The organism is Spartinivicinus ruber, assembly GCF_011009015.1.
Classification (GTDB): domain Bacteria; phylum Pseudomonadota; class Gammaproteobacteria; order Pseudomonadales; family Zooshikellaceae; genus Spartinivicinus; species Spartinivicinus ruber.
In genome coordinates this window covers 4,769,286-4,795,542 of the sequence record NZ_CP048878.1, presented here as the reverse complement: position 1 = coordinate 4,795,542, position 26,257 = coordinate 4,769,286, and the positions used below count along the sequence as shown (strand labels likewise).

At 42.4% G+C, this 26,257-nt stretch carries 22 protein-coding genes; 17 read left to right on the top strand and 5 right to left on the bottom strand.

All coding sequences use genetic code 11. The features are described 5' to 3' along the window. Window positions 1-280: 280 nt before the first annotated feature. The 4 genes from dapD to map are packed head-to-tail and all read right to left on the bottom strand — an operon-like array spanning window position 281 to window position 5,295. Window positions 281-1,318: a 2,3,4,5-tetrahydropyridine-2,6-dicarboxylate N-succinyltransferase gene (gene dapD, locus G4Y78_RS21845; protein WP_163835011.1), complete on the bottom strand. Its 1,038-nt coding sequence runs from the start codon at window positions 1,316-1,318 to the stop codon at window positions 281-283. 57 nt (window positions 1,319-1,375) lie between these two features. Then, window positions 1,376-1,720 carry an ArsC family reductase gene (locus G4Y78_RS21840; RefSeq protein ID WP_163835010.1) on the bottom strand — a complete coding sequence of 115 codons (345 nt, stop codon included), beginning with the start codon at window positions 1,718-1,720 and terminating at the stop codon, window positions 1,376-1,378. 19 nt (window positions 1,721-1,739) lie between these two features. Further along, entirely contained in the window at window positions 1,740-4,472 is a 2,733-nt protein-coding gene (locus tag G4Y78_RS21835) for a [protein-PII] uridylyltransferase (RefSeq protein WP_163835009.1), read from the bottom strand. Between the two features lie 49 nt (window positions 4,473-4,521). Beyond that, window positions 4,522-5,295, bottom strand: a complete 774-nt coding sequence (gene map / locus G4Y78_RS21830; protein ID WP_163835008.1) for a type I methionyl aminopeptidase — start codon at window positions 5,293-5,295, stop codon at window positions 4,522-4,524. A 442-nt stretch (window positions 5,296-5,737) separates the two neighbouring features. On the opposite strand from map, the gene rpsB reads away from it, so the two are divergent. The 15 genes from rpsB to rnhB all read left to right on the top strand — a co-directional run bounded on the left by rpsB (window position 5,738) and on the right by rnhB (window position 20,447). Beyond that, window positions 5,738-6,505 carry a 30S ribosomal protein S2 gene (rpsB, locus tag G4Y78_RS21825; protein ID WP_163835007.1) on the top strand — a complete coding sequence of 256 codons (768 nt, stop codon included), beginning with the start codon at window positions 5,738-5,740 and terminating at the stop codon, window positions 6,503-6,505. Window positions 6,506-6,624: 119 nt separating this feature from the next. Further along, window positions 6,625-7,491, top strand: a complete 867-nt coding sequence (tsf, locus tag G4Y78_RS21820; protein ID WP_163835006.1) for a translation elongation factor Ts — start codon at window positions 6,625-6,627, stop codon at window positions 7,489-7,491. A gap of 72 nt (window positions 7,492-7,563) precedes the next feature. After that, complete coding sequence (gene pyrH, locus G4Y78_RS21815; RefSeq protein ID WP_163835005.1) at window positions 7,564-8,298, top strand: UMP kinase; 735 nt, start codon at window positions 7,564-7,566, stop codon at window positions 8,296-8,298. Window positions 8,299-8,313: 15 nt separating this feature from the next. After that, the gene (gene frr / locus G4Y78_RS21810) at window positions 8,314-8,871 is read left to right on the top strand and encodes a ribosome recycling factor (protein WP_163836565.1); all 558 of its coding nucleotides are present in this window, start codon (window positions 8,314-8,316) and stop codon (window positions 8,869-8,871) included. Window positions 8,872-9,060: 189 nt separating this feature from the next. Then, window positions 9,061-9,843, top strand: a complete 783-nt coding sequence (uppS, locus tag G4Y78_RS21805) for a polyprenyl diphosphate synthase (RefSeq protein ID WP_163835004.1) — start codon at window positions 9,061-9,063, stop codon at window positions 9,841-9,843. After that, window positions 9,825-10,625 carry a phosphatidate cytidylyltransferase gene (locus tag G4Y78_RS21800; protein ID WP_163835003.1) on the top strand — a complete coding sequence of 267 codons (801 nt, stop codon included), beginning with the start codon at window positions 9,825-9,827 and terminating at the stop codon, window positions 10,623-10,625. Before uppS ends, G4Y78_RS21800 begins: the two co-directional genes overlap by 19 nt. Before the next feature lie 17 nt (window positions 10,626-10,642). Further along, window positions 10,643-11,821: a 1-deoxy-D-xylulose-5-phosphate reductoisomerase gene (gene ispC, locus G4Y78_RS21795; protein WP_222937559.1), complete on the top strand. Its 1,179-nt coding sequence runs from the start codon at window positions 10,643-10,645 to the stop codon at window positions 11,819-11,821. A gap of 1 nt (window position 11,822) precedes the next feature. Next, window positions 11,823-13,190: an RIP metalloprotease RseP gene (gene rseP, locus G4Y78_RS21790; RefSeq protein ID WP_163835002.1), complete on the top strand. Its 1,368-nt coding sequence runs from the start codon at window positions 11,823-11,825 to the stop codon at window positions 13,188-13,190. An 83-nt stretch (window positions 13,191-13,273) separates the two neighbouring features. Then, entirely contained in the window at window positions 13,274-15,589 is a 2,316-nt protein-coding gene (gene bamA / locus G4Y78_RS21785) for an outer membrane protein assembly factor BamA (RefSeq protein ID WP_163835001.1), read from the top strand. 231 nt (window positions 15,590-15,820) lie between these two features. Then, complete coding sequence (locus G4Y78_RS21780) at window positions 15,821-16,345, top strand: OmpH family outer membrane protein (RefSeq protein WP_222937558.1); 525 nt, start codon at window positions 15,821-15,823, stop codon at window positions 16,343-16,345. Window positions 16,346-16,358: 13 nt separating this feature from the next. Then, window positions 16,359-17,396, top strand: coding sequence for a UDP-3-O-(3-hydroxymyristoyl)glucosamine N-acyltransferase (lpxD, locus tag G4Y78_RS21775; protein ID WP_163835000.1), 1,038 nt, complete (start codon window positions 16,359-16,361; stop codon window positions 17,394-17,396). Window positions 17,397-17,440: 44 nt separating this feature from the next. Next, window positions 17,441-17,881: a 3-hydroxyacyl-ACP dehydratase FabZ gene (fabZ, locus tag G4Y78_RS21770; RefSeq protein WP_163834999.1), complete on the top strand. Its 441-nt coding sequence runs from the start codon at window positions 17,441-17,443 to the stop codon at window positions 17,879-17,881. A gap of 2 nt (window positions 17,882-17,883) precedes the next feature. After that, window positions 17,884-18,654 (top strand): acyl-ACP--UDP-N-acetylglucosamine O-acyltransferase, encoded by a 771-nt coding sequence (gene lpxA / locus G4Y78_RS21765; protein WP_163834998.1) that lies wholly within the window; start codon window positions 17,884-17,886, stop codon window positions 18,652-18,654. 3 nt (window positions 18,655-18,657) lie between these two features. Further along, the gene (lpxB, locus tag G4Y78_RS21760; RefSeq protein ID WP_163834997.1) at window positions 18,658-19,848 is read left to right on the top strand and encodes a lipid-A-disaccharide synthase; all 1,191 of its coding nucleotides are present in this window, start codon (window positions 18,658-18,660) and stop codon (window positions 19,846-19,848) included. Further along, window positions 19,845-20,447, top strand: a complete 603-nt coding sequence (rnhB, locus tag G4Y78_RS21755; RefSeq protein ID WP_163834996.1) for a ribonuclease HII — start codon at window positions 19,845-19,847, stop codon at window positions 20,445-20,447. The genes lpxB and rnhB overlap by 4 nt, the downstream gene beginning before the upstream one ends. Window positions 20,448-20,466: 19 nt before the next feature. On the opposite strand, the gene G4Y78_RS21750 is transcribed toward rnhB, so the two are convergent. Further along, entirely contained in the window at window positions 20,467-21,309 is an 843-nt protein-coding gene (locus G4Y78_RS21750) for a substrate-binding periplasmic protein (protein WP_163834995.1), read from the bottom strand. A gap of 276 nt (window positions 21,310-21,585) precedes the next feature. Between G4Y78_RS21750 and dnaE the strand changes: the two genes are divergently transcribed. Together dnaE and G4Y78_RS21740 are read left to right on the top strand one after the other, a co-directional pair. Next, the gene (gene dnaE, locus G4Y78_RS21745) at window positions 21,586-25,089 is read left to right on the top strand and encodes a DNA polymerase III subunit alpha (RefSeq protein ID WP_163834994.1); all 3,504 of its coding nucleotides are present in this window, start codon (window positions 21,586-21,588) and stop codon (window positions 25,087-25,089) included. 134 nt (window positions 25,090-25,223) lie between these two features. Next, complete coding sequence (locus G4Y78_RS21740; protein ID WP_163834993.1) at window positions 25,224-26,177, top strand: acetyl-CoA carboxylase carboxyltransferase subunit alpha; 954 nt, start codon at window positions 25,224-25,226, stop codon at window positions 26,175-26,177. The last annotated feature ends 80 nt before the right edge of the window (window positions 26,178-26,257 follow it).

The following is a 26,257-nucleotide window of genomic DNA, read 5'->3' as shown; positions in this document are numbered from 1 at the left end:
GTAAATTGTATGGATGGCCTATGGAGTGTGAACTGATTAAAGTTATGTTGGTGTTTCTGAGGGCTAAATAATTGAAATAGGTAATTATTTTATCTTTATGGGGCTAATCAAGTAATTTTAAAAACTCTAAAATAGTTCACAGTAGGTTTTAATTGTTTCGCGGTGTAATTATATAGAGTGGCTGTGAAAATGTTGGTGAATCCTGGTATATCTCAGAAGGCTTGGTGGGGGGGGAGGAGGGACGATAGAGCCTATGTCCCTCTTCAGTAGGTAAGTAAGACTAGTTATGTGAGTGTAGTTCTTCATTCAGCTCAATAGCTGATTTATTGGTTTTACATTCTAAAGCACCGGTGAGGGAGTTACGGCGAAATAATAAGTCAGAATGGCCAGCTAAATCTTTTGCTTTGGTGGTTTTAACTAGTTTATTGCTGTCGTCTAAAATATTGACTTTTGAACCTGCAGTTACATAAAGCCCTGCTTCAATAGTGCAGCGATCCCCTAAGGGAATGCCAACCCCAGCGTTAGCGCCGACCAAACAGTTTTTGCCTACTGAAATAACAATATCATTGCCGCCAGATAATGTGCCCATAGTGCTACAACCCCCACCTAAATCACTACCTTCAGCAACCATAACACCTGCTGAGATACGACCTTCCACCATGCTTTTCCCTTCCGTCCCAGCATTAAAGTTGACAAACCCTTCATGCATGATAGTGGTGCCTTCACCAATATAAGCCCCAAGTCTTACCCTTGCTGTATCAGCTATCCGTACTCCAGCTGGTACCACATAATCAGTCATTTTAGGGAATTTATCGACGGCGTTAATTTCAAGTAGCTCTCCTTTCAGGCGGCTTGCTAATTGACGTTGCGGCAATTCTGCTAAGTCAATAGCACCTTGGTTAGTCCAGGCAACGTTAGGTAATAAAGGGAAAATGCCGGACAAATCTGTGCCATGGGGTTTTACAAAACGATGGGAGATCAGTTGTAGTTTTAGATAGGCTTCTGGCGTTGTTTGTGGTGCCTCATCGGTAGCAAGTAGGGTAGCGACAAGGGGGCGTTGACTCGTTTTAAAAGCATCAATAATGGCGAGTTGGTCTTGAGCGTTAAGCTTAGTCAGGTTGGTTGCCAATGCAGTTAAGTGATCAGCAGTTAGTTCAATAACTTGGTTGCCTTTTTGGTAATCAAGAGCAGAGGTAAAGGCTTCGGTAAGCTCTGTTGTGGGTTTGAACAAAGGGGCTGGGTAATAAACTTCTAACCAGCTGCCTTGTTGGTTTTTGCTGCCAACACCAAGAGCAATGCTGAAAAATAAATCGGCCATGGTTAATACTACACCTTATCAATATCTCAAAAATGTTTTAGGGGTGAATTAATTACTTTATAGCAATAATTCGCTATAGCTTTCTGGAGAAAAGCCCACACTGATATTGCCATCGTTATCAAGCACCGGGCGCTTAATAACACTTGGGTTGGCAAGCATCAAAGTAATTGCTTTGTCATCAGTTAAGTTGGCTTTTTGATTTTCCGGGATTCGGCGCCAGGTCGTACCCCGTTTATTAATCAGTAATTCCTGGCTTAATTGGGTTAACCACTGGGCAATGATATCACGTCGAATACCTGCTGTTTTAAAGTCGTGAAACTCATAAGCTATTTGTTGTTCGTCTAGCCATTTTTTAGCTTTCTTTACTGTGTCACAATTTTTAATACCATAGAGCTTAATCATGACCTGATTTCTTTACTCCTCATTGTATAGTTAAACTGCGTTGTTGGTTTTTTCCAATTGAGTCTTGTTGTAACCGGTTATCCAAGTGTTGGCAAAGGGTCTGTTGTATTTGTAAACAAGTAGTTTCGTCTGTAATGGGATTACCTTGCAGGTCTGTTACAAAAAATACATCTTCAACTCGTTCCCCTAGGGTAGCAATTTTAGCATTGTGGATTACCAGCTGCAGTTCCACAAATAACTTACCGATTAATGCAATTAAGCCGGGGCGATCTGGGGTGATGATTTCAATAATGGTGCGTTGGTTTTTGTTATCTTGACTAATCATCACTTCCGCTGGGTAGGCAAAATGCTTTAATTGCCGAGGAGTGCGGCGGTTAATCAATTCAGGATTTTTATTATGGCGAATCAATGCTTTGACTAGGTGCTGTTTAATCTGTTTGATTCGGTAAGGCTTATGGCCTATTGGTTTGCCATTTTGTTCTAACACGATAAACGTATCCAGTGAGTAACCTGTTTGTGAGGTAATAATTCTGGCATCCTGAACATTAAGGTTGAGTTTGTCCAACGCGGCTGTTAATACAGCAAACAACCCTTCACGGTCTTTGGTATAAATAAAAATTTGGGTAGTTGCTTCTGCTTGCTGCTCGGTGGTTTCTTTTATCAGAATTAGCGGCTTGCGCTGTTTATGATTGAGGACTTCTTGACAGTGCCAAGATATTTCCTCAGCAGTATGCCGCAAGAAATAATCATCGCCAAAATCATGCCATAACTTTTCGATAGTGGCTGGGGTTACTTCAGCTGTTGTAAGTAAGGCTGCTGCCTGTTGTTGGGTGGTTTGAATTTGCTCTTGCTTATCAAAAGGATTTTCCAGACCTCTTGCAAAGGCCTGTTTCGTTGCTGAATACAGCTGTCTGAGCAATGAGGCTCGCCAACTATTCCATAAGCTTGGGTTGGTAGCATTAATATCAGCAACAGTTAATGCATAAAGATAATCGAGGCGAGATCCTGTAGAGACTTGCTTTGCAAACTGATTGATTATTTCTGGGTCAGAAAGATCCTGGCGTTGTGCTGTTGAAGACATCAGTAGATGATGTTTGACTAACCAAACGACAAGTGCAGTGTCTTGTTCGTTAAGCTGATGTTGTTTGCAAAATTGTTCTGCTTCTACGGCGCCAAGCTTTGAATGATCGCCACCACGCCCTTTGGCTATGTCATGAAACAATCCAGCGATGTTTAGCAGCTCTGGTTTTTCTAAGGTTTTAATAATTTTTGTGGCTATAGGAAAGCGAGTTTTACTTTCTTGGTAGTGAAAACTACGAAGAAATTTAATCAGCAACAGTGTGTGCGCATCAACTGTGTATATATGGAATAAATCGTGTTGCATTTGGCCGATGATTTTACCAAATGGGGGTAAATATCGGCCTAAAACGCCATAACGCACCATTCGCCGTAAATTTACTGTTAGGCCGTATGGGGCCTTCATTAGCTCAATAAACAGGGCTGTATTACCTGGGTTGCTACGAAAGTTCTCGTCAATTAGGTAGCGATGCTCTCGAATCAGGCGAATAGTTGAAGCCTTGACCCCTAAAATTTCAGGGTGTTGGGTCATGAGGACAAATACTTCAAGTAACGCAGATAGTGAGTTTTTAAATACAGCAGGAGAAACCGCTTCAATGTAATTATTATTGATCTGAAAGCGCTCGTTGAGGGTTGTGACGGTAACAGGTTTATCAGCAGATAAAATTAAGTCATCAAAGTGTTGTAACAGTAAATCATTGAGTTCGCCAAGGGCCATAACTGTGCGAAAATATTGTTGCATAAACTGCTCTACTGCCAAGCTGGAATGGGTGTCTTGATAGTCAAACTGCTGGGCAAGTTGCTTTTGATAGTCAAATACCAGTCGGTTTTCATCTCGTTTGGCCAGTAAATGTAGGCCGTATCTTACCTTCCATAAATATTGCCTACCTGAACGTAAAATCCGATATTCAGAGTCGGTAAGTAGTCCTTGATCGACAAGTTGAGCCAGGTTTTTAATAGCAAAATGGTGGCGACTGACCCAGTTGATCATATGAATATCTCTTAAACCGCCGGGTGAGCTTTTTAGGTTGGGTTCCAGTAAATATTCAGTTTCGTTAAACTTTTTATGTCTTTGCCGTTGCTCTTCATATTTGGCTTTCAGAAATTTTTTACTAGGCCAATATTGTTTGGCTTTAATGTCAGCCAGTAACTGTTTGACTAAACGCTTGGGCCCGCATAGGGTGCGAGACTCCAGTAAGTTAGTCATGATTGTGATATCAATAGCTACTTGCTCACAGCACTCGGTAATGGAGCGAACACTGTGGCCGACAGCCAGTCGTATATCCCAAAGTAAAGTAATAAAGGCTTCAATCCCTTGTTGGTAGGTAGAATAATTGTCGCTTGCCAGCAAGATCAGTAAATCAATATCAGAATATGGGTGTAGTTCTCCTCGTCCATAGCCACCCACTGCTACCAAGGCTATGTCATCGCACTCATGACCAATCCAGTGCTCCCAGGCCAGGCTGATCATCTGATCAATTAGCCAGGCTCGAGCATGAACCAATGTTTCGATGGCAACGCCCTTATGGAAGTCTTCATCCAGTTTGCTTTGTGCTTGAGCTAAGCATTTCTTATATGCGGGAATAGAGGAGGTAGATAGGGTAAGCTCAGCACGGAACTGACCCTTATCAAATAACTGTTCACAGTAGTTGAGCGTGGCTTGATCCAGCTTCATGTTTTTTATTATGGGGCGGCAAAAGCCACCCTTTGCCGTAATTGGTGGATTAAAAAGGCTCTTCTGAGCGCTTGGTGAGAACTTCGCAACCGTCAGCAGTGATAGCTAAAGTGTGTTCCCATTGTGCGGAAAGGCGCCCATCTTTAGTGGTGACTGTCCAGCCATCTTTTTTATTGAGTTTGGTGTGCTTTTTGCCAGCATTAATCATAGGCTCGACAGTAAATGTCATGCCCTCTTGTATCTGCAGGCCTGTGCTAGGCTTGCCATAATGAAGTACTTGGGGCTCTTCATGAAATATCTTGCCAATACCGTGGCCACAATACTCCTCTACAACTGAGAAATGATATGCATGGGCATGCTTGCTGATGATATGGCCAATGTCCCCCAGATAAACACCTGGTTTTAAAATCTCAATCGCTTTATATAGGCACTCTTGGGTGACGACACAGAGTCGCCTGGCATGCTCTGCTACTTCACCAACATAAAACATCTTACTGGTGTCACCATGGTAACCATCTTTAATGACAGTCACATCAATGTTAATAATATCACCATTTTTCAGTATCTTGTTGTCACTGGGGATGCCATGACAAACTACTTGATTAATTGATGTGCAAATAGACTTGGGAAAACCATTGTAATTGAGAGGGGCTGGAATGGCTTGCTGTTGATTAACTATGTAATCGTGGCAAATTCTATCTAATTCGCCAGTGCTAACGCCAGGCTCAACATAAGGCCCAATCATTTCCAATACTTCTGCGGCCAGGCGACCAGCAACTCTCATTTTCTCTATTTCTTCAGGGGTTTTAATATTTACAGCCATAACAGGCATTGATCTCCATCGCTTGTCAACGCTTAGCTTATTAGCACAGTAGTGTATCAGAAGCTGACATTAAATAAATTGTTACATGTATTTTGGATAGATGGTGTTTACACCGGGATACTCTGGGAAAGCTTCAATGAGTAGTAATCGAACTTGCTTAGGCTAGGACAAATTAGGGTTGTTATAATGACTATTGAGCGCAACTAATATATCAAAAAATTCAATTAGCTGAGAGGAATTAGCGCGACTATAGGTAGCTTGTGCTGCATCCTATAAATAAAGGCCTAATGCTGGGTTTTAGTTTAGGATAATTTATGGTATAAAGCTGCGCCTGCAAAAATGCAGGATATAACACACACGCACCGACACTGTTACTCTGGGTGCCTAAAGCAGGTTGAGTAGCGGGGTGTGTGGAGGCCTAACCCAATGTTGGAGATATAACATGGCTAAAGTTTCAATGCGTGAAATGTTGAAGGCTGGTGTACATTTTGGTCACCAGACTCGCTACTGGAACCCTAAAATGGCTAAGTACATTTATGGGGCGCGCAATAAAATTCATATCGTTAACCTTGAGCATACCTTGCCAGCTTTCAATGGTGCTTTAGACATCATTAAAAAAATGGCTGAAAGCAAAAAGAAAGTTTTATTTGTTGGTACCAAGCGCGCTGCGAGTAAAGCTATTCGCGAAGAAGCTAAGCGCGTAGGCATGCCTTATGTTGACCACCGCTGGTTAGGTGGTATGTTGACCAACTACAAAACTATTCGTCAATCTATCCGTCGCTTACGTGACTTAGAGGCACAAAAGCAAGACGGCACTTTCGAAAAGCTAACCAAAAAAGAAGCCCTAATGCGTACTCGCGAGCTTGAAAAGCTTGAGCGTAGTTTGGGTGGAATTAAAGAGATGGGTGGCTTACCTGACGCTATTTTTGTTGTTGATGTTGATCACGAGCGGATTGCTGTTACTGAAGCAAACAAATTAGGTATTCCTGTCATAGGTATTGTTGATACTAACAGTAATCCTGATGGCGTAGATTACGTTATTCCAGGTAATGACGATGCAATTCGTGCCATTCAGCTTTATGTTAAGTCTGTTGCTAACGCAACTGCTGAAGGTCGTGCTAATGCAGACCTGGGACAGGCAGATGAATTTGTTGAAGTTGCTGAAGAAGAAACAAAGCAACCTGAAACAAAAGAAGCCGCTGAAGGCTAATCTACAGACGTATTCATGAGTGGGCAGTTTTGCCTTCATCGTATACAACAAAGGGGGCAAGGCCCCCTTTTTCAAATTTTGAGTGAATTGTACTCTAACTGAATTAAGAGGATAGATTCATGGCAGCAATTACCGCCGCATTGGTAAAAGAGTTACGTGAGCGTACAGGCCTGGGCATGATGGAGTGTAAAAAAGCACTTGTTCAAGCTGAGGGTGATATAGAGAAAGCCATTGAAGAGTTGCGTAAGTCTGGGCAAGCAAAAGCTGCGAAGAAAGCAGGCAGGACTGCTGCAGAAGGTGTTGTAGCTGTTAAAGTGGCTGACGATGCAAACTATGGTATTTTGCTGGAAGTGAACAGCGAAACTGACTTTGTTGCTCGCGATGATAACTTTCTGAACTTCGTTAACACTGTGCTGGATAAAGCATTTGCTGACAAGCAAACTGACGTTGCAAAACTAATGGAAGGTGAGTTGGAAACTGCTCGCTTAGCCTTAGTGCAAAAAATTGGTGAGAACATTGGCGTGCGTCGCCTTGAGCAGGTAGAAGCTTCAGTAGTTGGTAGTTATGTACATGGTAATAAGCGTATTGGTGTACTAGTTGCCTTAGAAGGTGGTGATGCTGAGCTGGCTAAAGATATCGCAATGCATGTTGCTGCTGTGAACCCACAAGTGGTGAACAAAGAAGATATGCCTGAAGAAGTTGTGGCTAAAGAGAAAGAAATTTTCATTGCCCAAGCCAAAGACTCAGGTAAGCCAGATGATATTATTGAGAAAATGATTACAGGCCGTATCAGCAAATTCTTAGCAGAGAACAGCCTAGTAGAGCAGGCTTTTGTTAAAGATCCTGATGTAAAAATTGGCGCTTTAGCGAAAAAAGCCGGTGCAAAAGTGCTTGGCTTCAAGCGTTATGAAGTAGGTGAAGGGATTGAAAAAGAAGAAGTTGACTTTGCTGCAGAAGTGGCTGCTCAGGCAGGGCTTAATAAGTAATAGTTGATGATAATGGCCTGCTAAGCAGGCCATTTTTTTGTTTGGTAGATTTTGTTAAGTACAGGTGGACTGATGCCTATTAGTGACCGACAACCAAAATACAAACGTATCTTGCTAAAGCTGAGTGGTGAAGCCCTGATGGGTGATGAGGAGTTTGGGATTGACCCAAAAGTCCTTGATCGAATGGCGCTGGAAATTGGCCAATTAGTGGGTATTGGTGTGCAAGTGGGAATGGTCATTGGCGGAGGAAACCTGTTTCGTGGGGCGTCATTGCATGCAGCTGGAATGGATCGTGTCACAGGCGATCACATGGGAATGCTAGCGACAGTCATGAATGCGCTGGCAATGCGGGACAGTTTGGAGCGCTCCAATATCAATACTCGAGTGATGTCTGCTATCCCAATGAGTGGTGTGGTTGAGCATTATGATCGCAGAAAAGCACAGCGCTATCTAAATGGTGGTGATGTTGTTATCTTTTCTGCTGGTACTGGTAATCCATTTTTTACCACTGACTCTGCTGCCTGTTTGCGAGGCATTGAAGTGGAAGCGGACTTAGTATTGAAGGCGACTAAAGTTGATGGTGTTTTCACTGATGACCCAGTTAAAAACCCTAGCGCTGAAAAATTTGAAACACTCAGCTATGACGAAGTGCTGAATCGTAAGCTTGGGGTTATGGACCTAACAGCAATTTGTTTGGTAAGGGACCATCACATGCCTGTTCGTGTATTTAATATGAATAAAAGCGGCGCCCTGTTAAATATTGTAGTGGGTGGCAATGACGGAACATTAATTGCTGAAGGTGATTAGTACTAGAGGTGAATGATGATTAATGAAATAAAATCTGATGCAAAAACTCGGATGAAAAAAAGCGTAGAATCCTTGGATGTTGCCTTTGCCAAAATTCGTACCGGAAGAGCGCATCCAAGTTTATTGGACAGCATTGTAGTTCCTTATTATGGCGCTGATACTCCATTAAACCAAGTGGCGAATATTTCAGTAGAAGATGGTCGTACTCTGTCAGTTAACCCCTGGGAAAAGCAGTTAGTACCTGCAATTGAAAAAGCGATATTAAAATCTGATCTGGGCTTGAATCCTAATACGGCAGGTGATGTGATACGTATTCCTTTGCCTCCGCTAACTGAAGAAACACGTAAAAACTATATTAAGCAAGCGAAAGCTGAAGCGGAGGGGGCTCGAGTGGCTGTACGAAATATCCGCCGTGATGCTATTAGCGAACTTAAGACACTGTTGAAAGATAAAGAAATCAGTGAAGACGAAGAGCGCAAAGCCCATGATGAGATCCAAAAGATAACGGATCAGTACGTTGCTGAAGTGGATAAGGCGTTACAAAGTAAAGAATCTGAGCTGATGGAAATTTAGCTGTATCAAAAGGGGGCTGCAGCTGACTAAAATGCTTGTGGCGCCCATGCTCTAATTAGGCTAACAAAAGGTTAGCTTTTCTCATTTTGCCTGCTCCTTGTGATAAAAATCAGATAAAAAGCCTTGCATCCTATGGATTTAGCGGTATTGTTTCGCATTCAATGAATGAGGCATATAGATTCAGGATTCATGTCAGCGATAGACACGTCACCCAAGCTTAATAGCACTTCAGCAGACAACTTCCCTCGCCATGTTGCTGTCATTATGGATGGTAATAATCGTTGGGCCAAACGTCATAAACTGCCAAGTATTGCAGGACATAGAGCTGGCCTTAAGGCAGCACGTAATATTGTGGAAGCCTGTCGCGATTACAATATTGAGGTATTAACTTTATTTGCCTTTAGCAGTGAAAACTGGCGTCGTCCCAAAGAAGAAGTAAGTGCACTGATGGAACTGTTTCTTCATGCGCTTAAGAGAGAAACCAAGCGACTGAAAAAAAACAAAATTCGTTTAAAAGTCATTGGAGATACCACTGCTTTTAGTAAAACCATCCAAAAGCATATTAAAGAAACTGAGCTTGCTACTGCAGAGTTTCATGAGTTCACTTTGGTTATAGCGGCAAACTATGGTGGTCAGTGGGATATGCAGGAAGCTTGTAAACGCCTAGCGACAAAAGTTCAGCAGGGTGAGCTAACACTGGATGAAATAACTGCAGAGCAAATAGATGAGCACTTGACCACTGCGGGGCTGCCGTTGCCAGATTTATGTATCAGAACCAGTGGAGTGCACCGTATCAGTAACTTTCTGCTGTGGCAGCTGGCATATGCTGAGCTTTATTTTACTGATATTTTGTGGCCTGACTTTGATAAAGTGGCTTTTCATCAAGCGCTGCTAGATTATAGCTCCCGGCAGCGCCGATTTGGTCAAACCAGTGAACAAGTGGAGGCTGCTCAGTGCTCAAACAAAGAATAATAACTGCCGTTATTTTAGTGCCGCTTGCTCTGCTTGGGGTGTTTGCCCTATCTCCTTTTTACTTTAGCCTTTTTGTTGGTGGAGTCGTTTTACTTGCAGGCTGGGAATGGGCAAATTTAGCAGGTTTAACTGAGATGCCAGCACGACTAGCCTATGTTTTAGGCTTGGCATTGGCTTTATTTGGTTCTCAATTTCTTCCCCTGATGTCGGTACTTAGCCTAGCCATTGTTGTTTGGTTGGCTGCTCTTGGGCTGGTGTTGACTTATCCGACATCGACTACAGTTTGGCAGCATAGAAGCCTTAAACTGATTGTTGGTTTGATGGTGCTGGTACCGGCCTGGAGTTGTTTAGTTTGGTTGAAAAAAGCGGATAACAGCTCATGGCTAATTGTCTACCTGTTTGCTTTGATCTGGGGGGCAGATATTGGAGCTTATTTCTTTGGTAAGCGTTTTGGTAAACATAAGTTAGCCGCTAAAGTCAGTCCAGGTAAAAGTTGGGAAGGGGTTTATGGTGCATTAGCTGTGACAACACTGGTGGCCATTGGCTTTGGTTTGGGGCAGCATAAAAGCTTCCCTCAGGTAGCTGTTATGGTGTTATTTGCCTGGTTAATTGTCGCGGTATCAGTGTTGGGTGATTTGCTAGAAAGTATGTTTAAACGTGAGCGAGGGGTGAAGGATAGCAGTAACTTGTTGCCTGGCCATGGTGGGGTGATGGATCGTATTGATAGCTTAACTGCAGCAATTCCAGTTTTCTGTATTTCGTTATTAGTAACAGGTCTTTAAGGCAGGGTGGCAAGATAGTGCAGCAAATCACCATTTTAGGTAGTACTGGCTCAATAGGTTGTAGCACATTAGCTGTTATCAAAGAACACCCTGATAAATATCAGGTGTTTGCTCTTGCAGCTAATCAACAGCTCGAAAAGCTATTTCAACAGTGTGTTGAGTTTAAACCCCGATATGCAGTGCTTGTTAATGAGGCTGCAGCTGGACAGCTGGCTGAGCGACTAAAGGCTGCTGGGTCTATTACTGTAGTGTTAGCTGGTACCCAAGCGCTAGAGACCATAGCATCGGAGCCACAGGTTAATGTCGTAATGGCGGCCATTATGGGTGCAGCGGGTTTGTTGCCCACATTGGCAGCAGTTAAGGCCAGTAAGAAAGTCTTGCTAGCTAATAAAGAGAGTTTAGTGTTGGCTGGTAAACTCTTTATGAAGGCAGTCAAAGACCATAAAGCGACACTGCTACCCATTGATAGTGAGCATAATGCCATCTTTCAGTGTCTTCCCTGTACACAACAGCCGTTAACAGAAATGGGGGTGAGAAAAGTTGTCTTAACTGCTTCTGGTGGGCCATTCCGGACTTATAGCTCAGCTGAACTAAGAGCAGTAACACCTGAGCAAGCCTGTGCTCATCCTAACTGGTCAATGGGTCAAAAAATTTCAGTTGATTCCGCCTCTATGATGAATAAAGGCTTAGAATTAATAGAGGCCTGTCATTTGTTTGCTATTAAGCCTGAGCAAGTTGATGTAGTGATTCACCCGCAAAGCATTATCCATTCAATGGTTGACTATGTTGATGGATCAGTTTTAGCCCAAATGGGCAATCCTGATATGTGTACACCAATTGCCCACGCACTTGCCTGGCCAAATCGAATATCAACAGCTGTTAAACCACTTAACTTGGTAGATATTTGTCAGCTTGATTTTTATCCTCCTGATGAGCAGCGGTTCCCTTGCCTTAAACTTGCCCGTGAAGCGGCAGCTGAGGGCGGTGCAGCTCCAGCAGTATTGAATGCAGCTAATGAAGTGGCGGTTGAGGCATTTTTAGCTGGAACTATTCGTTTTGTTGACATTCCACTTATCAATGAAGAAGTGCTTTCTAAGCTTGAGGTGCAAGATTCAGGTGAGCTTGAAAGTATTTTGGCTGCTGACAGCAAGGCCCGTGAGGTAGCCACAGCAGTGATTAAGCATATAGGTTTATAAGATGGAGTTTTTACAGTCTGCATTAGCCTTTCTTGTCACGTTAGGTATTTTAGTTACCTTTCATGAGTATGGGCATTTTTGGGTCGCAAGACGTTGTGGGGTTAAAGTTCACCGTTTTTCATTTGGCTTTGGTAAGCCTCTAGTTTCCTGGTATGACCGGCATGGTACTGAGTTTGCCATTGCAGCCTTCCCTTTAGGGGGCTATGTGAAAATGCTAGATGAAAAGGAAGGGCCTGTTCCTCCAGATCAGCTGCAATATGCATTTAACCGTAAGCCGGTGACCCAGCGAATTGCGATCATTTTAGCTGGCCCCTTTGCTAATTTTTTGTTAGCAGTAGTAGCTTTTTGGATTATGTTAATGCTGGGGTTTCAAAGCTTAATTCCAGTGACAGGGCAAATTGCTGAGAATAGTCCAGCCCAGCTAGCAGGTATAGAAAGTGGCTATGAAATTGTCAGTATCAATAATGAACCCACTCCTACATGGTATGATGTCAATATCGAGCTATTGCGCTACATTGGGGATACTACGGATATTGAAGTACAACTACAGCAGCATGAAATCTCGGGTACTCAGTCAGCGGCACCAGTTACTAAAGTAATCCCCGTTACAAACTGGTTATCAGGGCAAGAGCAGCCAAAACCAGTTGCTAGCTTGGGAATAATGCCTTATTCATTACCAATACCGCCTGTAGTAGGTGGTTTGGTTGCTAATGGACGGGCAGAGCAAGCTGGTATGCAGTCAGGTGATAAAATTTTAGCGGTTAATAGCAAGCCAATTAATAACTGGATGGAATTGGTAGCGCAGATAAAACATAATCCTGAAAAAAACTTAACCCTACTTATTTCAAGAAATGCGGAAAATCAGCAAATTATTTTACGCCCTGCGTTTAAGCAACAGGGGAGTGAAAAAATTGGTTTTGCAGGAATAAGTGCTCAACAAATAAATACACCTACTAGTTTAATTAGAAAAGTAAAATATTCTTTTGGTAAGGCCTTTTTGCCTGCACTGGATAAAACATGGTCAATGATAACATTGACTGTGACGTCCATCAAAAAAATGGTGCTGGGTGATGTCTCAGTTAAAAACTTGAGTGGTCCAATAACCATTGCTAAAGTGGCGGGCAATTCGGCAAAATTAGGCCTGGAAAGTTTTTTAAACTTTTTAGCACTTGTTAGCATCAGCTTGGGTGTAATTAACTTGTTGCCTGTTCCAGTACTTGATGGTGGACACCTGTTGTTTTATTTTGTCGAATGGGTGAAAGGAAGTCCTGTCTCAGAAAAAGCACAAGTAATTGGATTGCAGATAGGACTCAGCCTTGTTATAGCTATGATGTTTTTAGCTTTCTATAATGATATAAGTCGTCTGTAAGTTTGGGGGAATCTTTTTTCCATTTGTTGGAAAAAGCTTCTATTTTCTTTCAATGTCTTGCTGACCCTGGAAGAACTGATTTCATGAAACGTTATTTGTTGTCTTTATTAGTTGGGTGTGCAGCAATACCCTATGTTGCATTAGCAGATACGTTTGTCGTATCTGATATAAGAATAAACGGCTTGCAGCGAGTATCTGCAGGTACCGTATTTAATTCAATACCGGTAGGGGCTGGTGATGAAGTTGATGACCAGACCGTTGTTGAAACCACGCGAACACTATTTAAAACAGGCTATTTCCAAGATATTCGTTTATCCCGAGATGGCAATGTTTTAGTAATCAGTGTTGTTGAGCGACCAGCTATTAGCTCAATTAAAATTGATGGAAATAAAGCAATTGAAACTAAAAAGTTGCTTGAAGGTTTAAAACAGGCTGGGCTGTCAGAAGGGGAGATTTTTCAAAAAGCGACCCTAGAAGCAGTTAGGTTGGAACTAGAGCGGCAATATGTTGGTCAAGGTCGGTATGGCGTGAAAGTCGATACGGATGTGGAGCCGTTACCTCGGAACAGAGTTGCTTTAAAAATCAATATTAAAGAAGGCGCTGTTGCTAAAATTAAGCATATTAATATTGTTGGTAATAAGGTTTTCCCTACCGATGATTTGCTGGATTTATTTGAATTACAACCTTCAAGTTTGCTTTCGTTTTACAGTAATGATGATAAATACTCACGTGAAAAGTTGTCTGGTGATTTAGAGCGATTGCGTTCTCATTATTTTGATCGGGGCTATGTGAACTTTAATATTGCCTCCACGCAGGTTTCTATCTCTCCAGATAAAGAGAAAGTCTATATTACTGTCAATGTGAATGAGGGTGAAAAGTTTACGATCAAAGATGTCAAATTAGCGGGTGACTTAGTTGTCCCTGAAACTGAGATGAAATCCTTAGTAGGTGTTAAAGAAGGGCAAATCTTTTCGCGCAAAGAGCTAACCAAAACGGAAGAACAACTACTGGACCGGTTAGGTAATGAAGGTTATACCTTTGCCAACGTAAATACCATTCCTCAGCCACATGATGACAATACCGTCTCTATAACCTTTTTTGTTGACCCTGGCAAACGCACATATGTGCGAAGAGTCAACTTCGTAGGTAATACAAAAACGGAAGATGAAGTATTGCGTAGAGAAATGCGTCAAATGGAAGGCGCGTGGGCTTCAACAGATAAAATTGAGCAGTCTCGTACTCGCTTGGAGCGGTTAGGCTACTTTAAACAGGTTAATGTTGAAACCCCAGCAGTACCAGGTACAACAGACCAAATTGATGTTAACTATGCTGTTGAAGAGCAGCCATCTGGTAGTGTTCAGGCCACACTAGGTTTTTCTCAAGGTAGTGGGTTAATTTTGGGTGGTAATATCAGTCAAAGTAACTTCTTAGGAACAGGAAATAAAGTTAACCTCGGTTTAAACACCAGTAAAGTACGTACTTTGTATCGGTTTGGCTTTATTGATCCCTACTATACCGTTGATGGCGTAAGTCGTGGTTTTAATGTGTTTTATCGTACCACTGACTTTGAAGAAGCTGATATCTCTAACTATTCAACTGATGTATGGGGTGGTGATGTAACCTTTGGCTACCCTATTTCAGAAACTGAGCGCTTAAGTTTTGGCTTTGGCTTAGATAATACTGATGTTAGTACGGGTTCTAATACAGCCCAGCAGATAGTCGACTTTTTAGATAAAGAAGGCGATAGCTTTTTAAACTACAAGTTTAATATTGGATGGAATGAGTCCACCTTAAATCGTGGAATTCTGGCAACAGATGGTCATTCTCAGTCCATTGGGCTAGAGCTTGCACTACCTGGTAGTGACTTGAAGTTTTATAAACTTAACTATACTGGGCAAATCTTTACGCCGATCAGTGAAAAGCTGACACTGCACTTAAAAACCAACTTAGGCTATGGGGATAGCTTTGGTGGTACTTCAGAACTGCCGTTTTATGAAAATTATTATGCGGGTGGTTTTGGTTCTGTGCGCGGTTTCAAGAACAATACTCTTGGCCCCAGGGCTGTGCGCAAGGATAATAATGACGATGATCCAATAGGCGGCAATATTTTGGTTGAAGGAACAGCAGAAGTTATCTTCCCTATGCCGTTTATAAAAGATCAACGTTCTGTGCGTAGTGCTGTATTTTTGGATGCCGGCAATGTTTTCGATAGCAATTGCGGCGATGATGACAAGAATTGCAGTAATGCAGACTTTGGTGAGTTGCGTTATTCGGTAGGCTTAGGCGTTACCTGGATAACAGGCTTAGGGCCTTTAACGTTTAGTTTGGCTAAAGGGCTTAATGCTGACTCAAGTGATGAAACTGAAGTCTTTCAATTTGCACTGGGACAGTCATTTTAATCTGAAAGTTGCTTAGCTTTGCCTAACTTGCAAGAAAAAAGGCTTATTAACTTTTTCTGGTAAGTATTGTGGTACGTGTTTTAAGCAGATCACTTAAAACACGTTGTTAGTGAGACCCAATATGCTAAGGTTTAGGTGTCAAAAGTGCACTAAGGTATCAAAAGAACTTAGGTATAAAGCAACGAAATATTCAGGTTAGGCTATTTGGTACACAACGTAGGAGAATAAGTTTTGGTTAAGAAGCTAGCCAATGTAATCGGACTGGTATTTGCCGGATTTGTATTTGCAACTGTATTAACCCCTGCTGCTATGGCTGAAGTAAAAGTGGCTGTAGTTGACTATCACAAAGCACTTAATCAGTCAGATGCTGCTAAAAGATACCTTAAACAGCTTGAAAACAAGTTTGGTGGTAAAGTTAATACTTTGAAAAAACTTGAGACTGATGCCAAGCGAATTAATGCCAAGCTTAAGAAAGACGCTGCAGCAATGAGTGATACTGAGCGTGGTAAATTACAGCTTGAACTAAAAAGGAAGGCTGAAGATTATCAAATTCAGACTAAAGAGTTTCAGGCAGAAAAAAACAAAGCAGATCGTACTCAGTTTAAACAACTGAAGCCAAAGCTGGATAAAGCTATTGCTGAAGTAGCAAAAGCTAATGGTTATGATCTCGTGTTAAATCGTGCAACAGCATTCTATATTAATCCAAAACATGATATAACTCTCAAAGTAATCCAGAAACTTAATACCTACCGTTAATACCTCTCTTTATATGGCATCAGAGCGTACTTTTTCTTTGCGAGCAATTGCAGATCACCTTGAAGCAGAGCTTCAAGGTGATCCAAACTATTTAGTCTCGGGAATTGCAACCATACAGCAAGCTACAGCGAAAGATTTATCTTTTTTGGCTAACCCAGCGTATAAAAAATACCTGATAGATAGTCAAGCTGGTGCAATATTACTGACCCCTGATGAAGCAAGTGACTTTCAAGGTAATGCTTTAGTCTTGGATAACCCTTATTTAGGCTATGCTAAGATCTCTCACTGGTTCAGTAGTCAAACACAGCCATTAGGGTATATTCACCCCAGTGCAGTCATTGCTGAAACTGCAACAGTAGCAAAGTCGGCATCTATAGGTGCGAATGTAGTGGTAGAGGCTGATGCTGATATTGGAGAAAATGTGGTAATTGGACCTGGTAGTGTTGTTGGTCAAGCCTCTAAAATTGGCGTTGGTAGCTGTCTTGCTGCCAATGTAACTGTTTGTCGTGGTGTTTTTGTTGGTGAGCGAGTCACTATTCACAGTGGTGCTGTTATTGGTGCAGATGGGTTTGGCTTTGCGCACTATAAAAGTGAGTGGCATAAAATTGCTCAGCTGGGAGGCGTCATTATTGGCAATGATACTGAAATAGGGGCAAATACGACTATCGACCGGGGCGCATTGGATAATACAGTAATTGGCTGTGGTGTTAAGTTGGATAACCTGATTCAGATTGCCCATAATGTTGTCATTGGTGATAATACAGCAGTTGCAGGCTGTGTTGGTATTTCTGGCAGTACAAAAGTCGGAAAAAACTGTACAATAGCGGGCGGTTCAGGTTTAGCTGGCCACTTGACTATTGCTGATAATGTTCATATCACCGCAATGGCACTAGTCACCAAATCAATTCGTGAGCCAGGCTCCTACTCTTCTGGGGCAGGTAGTTCAATGCCTACTGCAGAGTGGAAAAAGCTTGTGGTTCGCTATCGTCAGCTGGATAAGTTGGCCAAGCGAATTAAAACACTAGAGCAACAGCTAAGCGCTGGCGCTTAACCCAATTATTATCCAGCTGAAAACAAGTTAGGTTAACGTTGAAAATGATGCGCGTTGAAGAAATTAAAGAGTTTTTGCCTCAAAGGTATCCTTTTTTATTGGTTGATCGGGTAGTTGATCTGGACCTGGAAGCCAAAACCATTAAGTGCTACAAAAATGTTTCGGTTAATGAAGATTTCTTCAATGGTCACTTCCCCCAGCATCCTATTATGCCTGGAGTGCTTATTGTTGAGGCAATGGCTCAAGCCGCAGGTATTTTAGGTTTTAAAATGAGTGGCAAACAACGGGAAGATAATCATGTGTATTATTTTGCTGGTGCCGATAAAGTAAGATTTAAGCAGCCAGTTGTGCCAGGTGATCAGTTGGTTTTAAATGCCACCTACAAAACTGAAAAACGTGGTATATGGAAGTTTTATTGTGAAGCTGTTGTTGATGGCAAAATGGTGAGTTCCGCTGAAATAACTTGTGCCAAAAAGGAACTCTAGTTTTGATCGATTCGCGAGCAGTCGTTGACCCAAAAGCGAAGTTAGCTGAGGGTGTTGAAGTTGGGCCCTGGAGTTATATTGGGCCAGAAGTTGAAATTGGACCTGGCTCAGTAATCCATTCTCATGTGGTTATTAAAGGACCAACTCGGATTGGTAAAAATAATCGGATATTTCAATTTGCTTCAGTAGGCGAAGACTGTCAGGACAAAAAATACCAAGGTGAACCGACTTGCCTGGAAATTGGTGATAACAATGTTATCCGGGAAGGTTGTACTATTCACCGTGGCACAGTTCAGGACAATAGTGTTACTTTAATTGGTAACAACAACTTATTTATGGCTTATGTTCATGTAGGCCATGACAGTATTATTGCTGATGACTGTATTTTTGCTAACAATGCGGCGGTAGCAGGCCATGTTAAAGTAGGGCAAGGTGCCATTCTTGGTGGTTATACGACAGTGCACCAGTTTTGTCAGGTGGGAACTTATAGTATGACTGCTGCTCAAGCTGCCGTTTTTAAAGATATTCCAGCCTTTGTGATGGTAAGTGGCAACCCTGCTGCAGCCCATGGAATGAACTTTGAGGGAATGAGGCGTAGGCAGTATTCACCAGAGCTAATTAAAATACTGCGGCAGGCGTATAAAGTAGTATATCGAAAAGGACTTACTTTAGATGCTGCCCTCGAAAAACTCGCTGTATTAGAACAAGGCTACCCTGAAGTCTCTTTATTTGTAAAATCTTTACAGGCTTCGACCCGGGGAATTACCCGCTAAGTCATGACTGACCTAAATTACCCTTTTTATAAAGGCCCTCTCCGGATTGGTATAGTGGCTGGTGAGGCCTCTGGTGATATTTTGGGGTCGGGTTTAATTAAGTCGCTCAAAGTACGCTTTCCAGGTGCAGTCTTTGAAGGAATTGGCGGACCACTCATGGAAGTGGAAGGCTTTAATAGTCATGTGCCCATGGAGCGGCTTTCCGTTATGGGTTTGGTTGAAGTAATTGGCCGACTGAGAGAGTTACTCGGCGTTCGTAAACAGCTTTTTAATTATTTCACTCAAACTCCACCGCATATTTTTATTGGGATTGATGCACCTGACTTTAACCTGGAGCTTGAGAATAAGCTGAAGCAGGCAGGGATCACGACAGTTCACTATGTTAGCCCTTCAGTATGGGCTTGGCGGCAAAATCGAGTTAAAAAAATCGCTCAGTCAGTTGATCATATGCTTACGTTGCTGCCATTTGAGGCAGCTTTTTACCAACAACATCAGGTGCCAGTTACATTTGTGGGGCATCCACTGGCTGATGAAATTCCTTTATATAGTGACCAAGTAGCTGCTCGGCAAGAGCTTCAGCTACCAGCAAATAAGCCTGTTGTTGCTTTATTACCTGGTAGTCGTGGCTCGGAAATAAAACAGTTAGGACAACTGTTTCTGGCTACTTTTCAGCGTTGCTTGGAGCAGTATTCTGATGCTTATGCCATATTACCTTGTGCAAATAATGCCAGAAAAAAGCAAATTGAAGCACTGCTTAGCTTGCCAGAAAATGCAACCATTAAAGACCGAGTAAAACTGGTTGATGGTCAGGCCGACCAAGCGATGATCGCTGCAGATACGGTATTGGTTGCATCTGGTACAGCCACTTTGCAAGGTATGTTATTAAAAAGGCCGATGGTAATGGCCTATCGGTTGGCACCTGTAACCTATCAAATATTATCCTGGCTGGTAAAAGCGCCTTATGTTGCACTACCTAATTTATTGGCTGAACAACAGGTGATACCAGAGTATATTCAGTCTGCAGCAACTGTTGATAATTTAGCGCAAGCCACTTTAGCAAATCTGGCCGGTAATAATGACTGGGTTGAAACGGAAGCATTGTTTTTAAAGCTTCATCAGCAACTACGCTGCCAAGCCAGTGAAAAGGCAGCCCGTGTGGTCAGCCAAATGATAGCGGATCAATTTATAAAATGAGTCATTTTGAAGCAAGCTGGGAAGTTAATCAGCATCAATTAATTGCTGGTGTTGATGAGGTGGGCAGAGGTCCTTTGTGTGGGGCAGTTGTGACTGCTGCGGTAATACTTGACCCCAATCAACCAATTGAGGGGCTGAATGACTCCAAAAAGCTATCAGATAAAAAGCGTGAGCAATTATATGATGTTATTCAGCAACAGGCACTGTCATGGCACATTGGTAGGGCTGAAGTTGAAGAAATCGATCAGCTCAATATTTTGTATGCCACCATGTTGGCAATGCAGCGGGCTGTGTTAGGTTTGTCAGTAAAACCTGAGCTAGTGCTTATTGATGGCAATCGCTGTCCTGAGCTTCCTTATCCAAGCCAGGCTGTTGTTAAAGGTGATTCTCAAGTGCCAGCCATTGCGGCAGCCTCTATTTTAGCCAAAGTGACTCGAGACCGTGAAATGCTCGCCCTGGATCAACAGTATCCTGGCTATGGTATTTCTAAGCATAAAGGTTATCCAACCAAAGCACATTTAGCAGCACTTGAGAAACTAGGAGTTGCTCCTATCTATCGACGCTCATTTAAGCCAGTAAAAAAATTAATGGAAAGCTGAACTTCCTGAATAAAGTTGCTTAAGGTGGTGCATCCAGTACTAAATGGGCTTGGCTCTGCCAGCGTTGGAGGTATTCCTCTAATAACTCTTTTTCCAGATTTGTATTTTTTTGGCTTTTAATGAAGTTACTCAGGTGCTTGGGGAGATTGCCCTTAAGGCAGGGGGATTTTAAAGCAAAGGTGTAATATAGCGGCTCAGAGTTAATATAATTAGCAAAGTGGCGTAGTTCCTGGCTAATACCCATGGCTTTGGCATAGGCAAGTCCAGGATATAGCTCATAAACAACGTAGTCTGCTCGTTTTGCTAATAAAAGCTTGAAAGCAATTTCTAAAGAGCGAACCCCATAAAGAGCAAGATGGTCCTGGGCATACTGGTCAAACTTTTGGCCAAAACTGTTGTTAATTAGTGTTGCCCCGCGTTTGTTTTTTAGGTCATTCCAGTGATTAAACTTAAAGCCTTTGCCGCTTGGCACAAATACAACATTTGCTACCTGCGTGTAAGCAGGCTTAACGTATTCCATGTAAGTTGTACGTTCAACAGTTAGAAAAGCGCCAGCCAGCATATCCAGTTCATTTGCTTTTACTTTTGCCTGGGCTCGAGACCAAGGGCCTACATAAACTGCATTCACTTTTATGTTTAAGTCTGCTACTGCTTGCTTTAACAGTGCTATGCTAACGCCGGTTAGCTGTTTAGGATTGGCGCGATCACGCCACAATAAAGGTGGGTATTCAGGATTGCCAGAAACCTTTAGTTGAGAGCACTTTGTGGCATGGGACTGATTCGATATGCTTATTAACATCAACACAACAATTAAGCAAACTAGTCGGTGTTGTAGTATTTGTTGTGGACTAGAGCAAAGCATTGGTGTGACTCTACAAGTTCGTCAGTATTGTTGTATTTCGTGCAGTTAGTAATGAAAACACACTTTTTTCCCTGGTGCGAGTGTTTTAGCTCCCCAGCACGCCGACTGCTTAATTTACAGAATGCACTACTGGCAAATAAATTTGGGTTTTATAAAATAGCCTGCTGCTATGCAATATCAATTGCTGAATTTAAGTTGGTGAAAAGGTTGCCAATTAAACTTCAGAACTAAAAGTAATTAGCTTTATGTTTATTCGTTGAGGCTTTAGAGGACTGCATGTCTAATAATCTGCCAAGTTTTGTTCATCTTCGGTTGCATACAGAGTATTCACTGATTGATGGCATTGTAAAGATCAAACCCTTAATTGCTAAAACAGTAGCTAAGGGGATGCCAGCGGTTGCCATTACCGACCAGATGAATTTATTTGCTTTGGTTAAGTTTTACAAAGCAGCTTTGGCAGCAGGTATTAAACCAATTTGTGGCGCTGATGTTTGGTTGGAAAATGATGAGCAGGATAGCTCTCCACTTCCAATGTTGCTGTTGATTCAAAATCAAGAAGGGTATCGTAATTTAACCGAGCTGATTTCTCAGGCCTATCAAACTAATCAGCACCATGAAAAAGCCATTATGAAAAAGCAGTGGCTTAAAGATAAGTCTGCAGGGTTAATTGCTATTTCAGGGGGAAAGCTCAGCGAAATTGGTCAAGCATTATTGGCAGGCCATCAACAACAAGCAGAAGCACTGATTAAAGAGTGGCAGACTATTTTTCCCAACCGATTTTATATAGAGCTGCAGCGTACTGGTCGAGAAAATGATGAAGTGTATTTACATGCAGCTGTAGCGCTTGCTGAAACTTGTAACTGCCCTGTTGTTGCAACTAATGATGTACGGTTTTTACACGAAGAAGATTTTGATGCCCATGAAGCGCGGGTTTGTATTGGGGAAGGGAGGGTCTTAGACGACCCGCGTCGTCCACGATTATATAGTGAACAACAATATTTACGCTCACCAGAGGAAATGATTGAGCTGTTTGCTGATATACCTGAAGCGCTGGCCAATACAGTGGAAATTGCCAAACGTTGTACTATTGAAGTGCAGTTAGGCAAATATTTTTTGCCAGAATATCCAGTACCTGATGGCAAAACCATAGATCAGTTTTTCCGTGAGTTTTCCCATCAGGGGCTTGAAGAGCGCTTGGCTTTAACCTTAGATCCTTCTGCTGCTGATTATGAAATACGTCATCAGCAGTATATTGATCGGCTGAATTTTGAGTTGAATATTATTCTGCAGATGGGATTCCCGGGGTATTTCCTGATCGTGATGGACTTTATCCAGTGGGCAAAAAATAATGGCGTACCAGTGGGGCCTGGCCGGGGGTCGGGTGCGGGTTCCCTGGTTGCCTATGCGCAGAAAATTACGGACCTTGATCCCCTTCAATACGACTTACTGTTTGAGCGGTTTTTGAACCCTGAGCGGGTGTCAATGCCTGACTTTGACGTTGACTTTTGTATGGATGGCCGGGATCGAGTCATTGATTATGTGGCACAAAACTATGGTCGTGATGCGGTATCCCAAATTATTACCTTTGGTACTATGGCCGCGAAGGCGGTAGTTCGAGATGTCGCAAGGGTACAAGGTAAATCCTATGGGTTAGCGGATAAACTGTCGAAAATGATTCCCTTTGAAGTAGGGATGACGCTAACCAAAGCTTATGAGCAAGAAGAAACCATCCGTGAATTTCTAACCAGTGATGATGCTGCCCAAGAAATTTGGGAAATGGCCTTAAAACTGGAAGGTACCACTCGAAATGTAGGGAAGCACGCCGGTGGTGTTGTTATCGCACCCACCAAACTGACCGACTTTGCCCCCCTTTATTGTGATGAGGAAGGGCATGGCTTAGTTACCCAATTTGATAAGGATGATGTTGAACAAGCAGGCTTGGTTAAGTTCGACTTTTTGGGATTAAGAACCCTCACCATTATTGACTGGGCATTAGAAACCATTAATAAGCGTCGTGCCATTCAGAGTGAAGCGCCTATCGATATTAATCAGATCGATTTGACAGATGGGTTGGTGTTTAAGCTCCTCCAGCGAGCAGAAACAACTGCCGTGTTTCAGCTTGAATCACGAGGGATGAAAGAGCTTATCAAGCGGTTATTGCCGAGTTGCTTTGAGGATATTATCGCGTTAGTGGCACTGTTCAGACCTGGCCCATTGCAGTCGGGGATGGTAGACGACTTTATTAACCGGAAGCATGGTCGCGCCACAGTAGAATATCCGCATCCTGATTTGGAACCTGTATTATCTAATACCTATGGAGTAATCCTGTATCAGGAACAGGTCATGCAGATTGCTCAGGTGTTGGCCAATTACTCTCTGGGCCAAGCAGATATGTTGCGTCGGGCAATGGGTAAGAAAAAACCTGAAGAAATGGCCAAGCAGCGGGAAATTTTTAATAAGGGGGCCTCGGACAATAACATTCCTGCGGAGCAAGCGACTTATATATTCGACTTGATGGAAAAGTTTGCTGGTTATGGTTTTAACAAGTCCCACTCAGCAGCTTATGCGCTAGTTTCTTATCAAACGGCTTGGTTAAAGGCGTATTTTCCCGCCGAATTTATGGCTGCAGTACTGTCATCAGATATTCACAATACTGACAAAGTGGTGATTCTGATTGAAGAGTGCCGCTCAATGAAATTGCATATTGCGCCACCCGATGTAAATGTTAGTGAATATAAATTCACTGTTAATGATCAGAATGACATCGTCTATGGCTTAGGGGCTATCAAAGGGGTTGGTGAAGGCCCAATTGAAGCTATTGTTGATGCGCGTAAAAAAGAGGGAGCCTTTAAGGATTTATTTGATTTTTGTAAACGCATTGATGGCAAAAAAATCAACAAACGGGTAATGGAAGCGTTAATTCGTTCTGGGGCGTTGGATCTGTTAGGGGCGCAACAATACCAGGAAAAATCTCGGCTGGGTAAAAATCGCGCAGTATTATTAGCCGCTATGGAAGATGCCTTAAAAGCGGCTGATCAAGCAGCAAAAAGCCAGGATAGTGGTCATGCTGATTTATTTGGTGAGATTTTGTCTGAAACAGAGCAAGACTGTTATGAGTATTATCACAATACTTATGAGTGGAGCGATAAACAACGTTTGCAAGGGGAAAAAGAAACCCTTGGGCTTTATTTAACTGGCCATCCTATTGATCAGTATGAGTCTGAAATTAAGCATATTATTAGAAGCCGCATTGTTGATTTGAGACCAGCTAGAGAAAGCCAATATATTGCTGGGTTGATTGTTGCGTTGCGAGTGATGCGTAATAAGCGTGGGCAGAAAATGGCGTTTATTACTTTGGATGACCGTACTGCAAGAATTGAAGTCTCGGTATTTTCAGATCAATTTGAGCAATATCAGCAGCAATTGGAAAAAGACGCACTGGTAATAATTGAAGGCGAAGTCAGTCATGATGACTACACTAACAATCTAAAAGTGCGGGCCAAGTCTCTAGCTAACTTAACCGAGGCGCGTAGTAAATATGCTAGGCAGCTTCAAGTAGTCTTATCTGAGCAAGGCTGCCAGCCTGGTTTTGTAGAATTGCTGGCCAAACTGCTGGCGGATCATAGAGGTGAGCTACCCATTACCATTGAATATCAAAAACAAGATGCTAAGGCTAAATTGGTGCTGGCTAATCAATGGTGGATATCGCCAACTGATGAATTAATCCAAGCTCTTAAGCAGCAATATGGTAAGCATGCCGTCGAGTTACAGTATAAATAAATTGTTTAGTCATAAACCGGGTCTGTTGTGTAACTGCACTCGACTAAGTAGTCACAATCACGTATCTTATGCTCCTTTTTAGTTGGGCATAATCCGTTAGCAGCCACCGTTATAGTAAGGCAAGAATTACGACTATGAACCCCCAATACCTAGACTTTGAACAGCCAATTGCAGAGCTGGAAGCCAAAATAGAGAGTTTAAGTTCTCCAGAGCAAAATGCTATTGATTTTGCTGAAGAAATAAAAAGGCTTAAAGAGAAAAGTAAACTGAGAACTCAGCAAGTTTTTAGTAAGCTAACAGCCTGGCAGAGAGCGCAAGTTGCAAGGCATCCTCAGCGTCCTTACACTTTAGACTATATTGAACATATTTTTTCTGATTTTGATGAGTTGCATGGTGACCGCAAGTTTGCTGATGATTTATCCATTGTGGGTGGTATTGGTAAACTGGAAAATCAGCCCGTGATGATTATTGGTCATCAAAAAGGCCGCGATGTAAAGGATAAAGTACGCCGCAACTTTGGTATGCCAAAGCCAGAGGGTTATCGAAAAGCATGCCGGTTAATGGAGTTGGCCGAGCGGTTTAGAATACCTGTACTGACGTTTATTGACACACCAGGAGCATATCCAGGGATTGATGCAGAAGAGCGTGGTCAAAGTGAAGCCATTGCTTATAACTTAGCGGTTATGTCTCGGCTGAAAACTCCGATTATTTCCACTGTTGTTGGTGAAGGTGGTTCAGGTGGAGCATTGGCTGTGGGTGTTTGTGATCATTTGATGATGTTGCAGTACTCTACTTATTCAGTTATTTCTCCAGAAGGTTGTGCTTCCATTTTATGGAAGAGTGCTGAAAAAGCAGCCGATGCAGCTGAGGCCATGGGGATTACTGCTGATCGTTTATTAGAGCTTGGCTTTGTTGATCGGCTAATTCCAGAGCCACTGGGTGGGGCTCATCGTGATCCTGTACAGATAGCGGCTAATATTAAAGAGTCGCTGATTAAAGAATTGGATGTGTTAAAGCGCCACTCAATTGATGAACTATTGGATTTACGATACAAGCGTCTGATGTCGTATGGTTCGTTTGGCCAGTAAAAACTGAGTAGATTTTTTGACAAAAAGCCGGCTATTTAGTCGGCTTTTTAGTGTTGGTATCTTGTTGAACTGAAAGCAAA